We start from the raw sequence: 1700 nt of genomic DNA, 5'->3' as shown, positions 1-1700 counted from the left end.
AACGAGTGGTCGATTACAACGTCAAGGTTCGCGTCAGAAGCGATGGCGCCGGCGTGGACATCGGCAACGTCAAGATGAGTATGAACCCGTTCGATGAAATTGCCGTCGAGGAAGCGGTGCGGCTCAAGGAAAAAGGCGTGGCGACCGAAGTCGTCGCGGTGTCCTGCGGTGCGGTGCAGTGTCAGGAAACGTTGCGCACGGCGATGGCCATCGGCGCTGATCGCGGCATTCTCGTGGAGACCAACGCCGAGCTTCAACCGCTGGCCGTGGCGAAGCTCCTGAAGGCGCTTGTGGACAAGGAGCAGCCGAGCCTCATCATCCTCGGCAAGCAGGCTATCGACGACGACGCCAACCAGACCGGGCAGATGCTCGCGGCGCTCGCCGAACTGCCGCAGGCCACGTTTGCGTCGAAAGTGGAATTAGCCGGCGATTGTGTCGATGTAACACGCGAAGTGGATGGCGGCCTGGAAACACTGTCGCTGTCCATCCCGGCGGTCATCACCACCGACCTGCGCCTGAATGCACCACGCTACGTGACGCTGCCCAACATCATGAAGGCCAAGAAAAAGCCGCTGGACACGGTCAGCCCCGGCGACCTCGGTGTCGATGTGACGCCGCGCCTGAAGACGCTCAAAGTGGCGGAGCCGGCAGGGCGCAAGGCCGGCGTGAAAGTGGCCGATGTGGCCGCGCTTGTGGACAAGCTCAAGAACGAAGCAAAGGTAATTTAAGGAGACGATGGAAATGACTGCCCTCGTTATTGCAGAACACGACAATGCGTCCATCAAGCTGGCTACGTTGAACGCTGTCACGGCTGCCACGGCCTGTGGCGGCGAGGTGCATGTGCTCGTGGCCGGGGAAAACGCTGCGGCGGCGGCTCAGGCGGCCGCGCAGATCACGGGCGTGGCAAAAGTTGTCCATGCCGACGGCGCATCGCTCAAGGAGGGTCTTGCAGAGAATGTCGCGGCTCAGGTATTGGCCATCGCGGGCACTTACAGCCATATTTTGTTTCCGGCCACGGCAAGCGGCAAAAACGTCGCGCCGCGCGTGGCAGCAAGGCTGGACGTGGCGCAAATCAGCGACATCATCAAGGTAGATAGCCCCGACACCTTCGAGCGTCCGATCTACGCCGGCAATGCGATTGCCACGGTGCAAAGCGGCGACGGCGTCAAGGTGATCACGGTTCGGACAACCGGTTTCGATGCCGCCGCCGCAACGGGCGGAAGTGCCCTCATTGAAACGATCAAGGCCGAGTCCGACACGGGCAAGAGCCGCTTCCTGAATCGTGAAGTCACCAAGAGCGACCGGCCCGAATTGACAGCGGCCAAGATCATCGTCTCAGGGGGACGAGCGCTGGGCAGCGAAGCGAAGTTCCAGCAGCTAATCACGCCGCTGGCCGACAAACTCGGCGCAGCGATCGGCGCGTCGCGCGCCGCCGTGGACGCGGGCTATGCGCCGAACGACCTGCAGGTGGGGCAGACGGGCAAGATCGTGGCGCCGCAGTTGTATGTCGCCTGCGGAATCTCCGGGGCGATCCAGCATCTGGCGGGGATGAAGGATTCCAAGGTGATCGTGGCAATCAACAAGGACCCGGAAGCACCGATCTTCAGCGTCGCCGACTACGGCCTGGAGGCTGATCTGTTCACAGCGGTGCCAGAACTGGTCAACCTGCTGTAGCGCGTGACCGGCTGTCATATCGATCT

General features: G+C 62.1%; 2 protein-coding genes. Both read left to right on the top strand.

The features are described 5' to 3' along the window. Positions 1-728: electron transfer flavoprotein subunit beta/FixA family protein (locus U4Y90_RS35900; protein WP_321801881.1), on the top strand; the 728-nt coding region annotated here is incomplete at its 5' end. A gap of 13 nt (positions 729-741) precedes the next feature. Continuing rightward, positions 742-1674, top strand: a complete 933-nt coding sequence (locus U4Y90_RS35895; protein WP_321801880.1) for an electron transfer flavoprotein subunit alpha/FixB family protein — start codon at positions 742-744, stop codon at positions 1672-1674. Positions 1675-1700 lie beyond the last annotated feature (26 nt).

Origin of the sequence: Caballeronia sp. J97, assembly GCF_905220305.1 — a bacterium.
Classification (GTDB): domain Bacteria; phylum Pseudomonadota; class Gammaproteobacteria; order Burkholderiales; family Burkholderiaceae; genus Caballeronia.
Note: the sequence above shows the minus strand (reverse complement) of the source record. Positions and strands in the feature narration are given on the sequence as shown.

Bases quoted from the DNA above. Each gene is read 5' to 3' on its own strand.
- U4Y90_RS35895 (WP_321801880.1), top strand. From the start codon at position 742: ATGACTGCCCTCGTTATTGCAGAACACGACAATGCGTCCATCAAGCTG.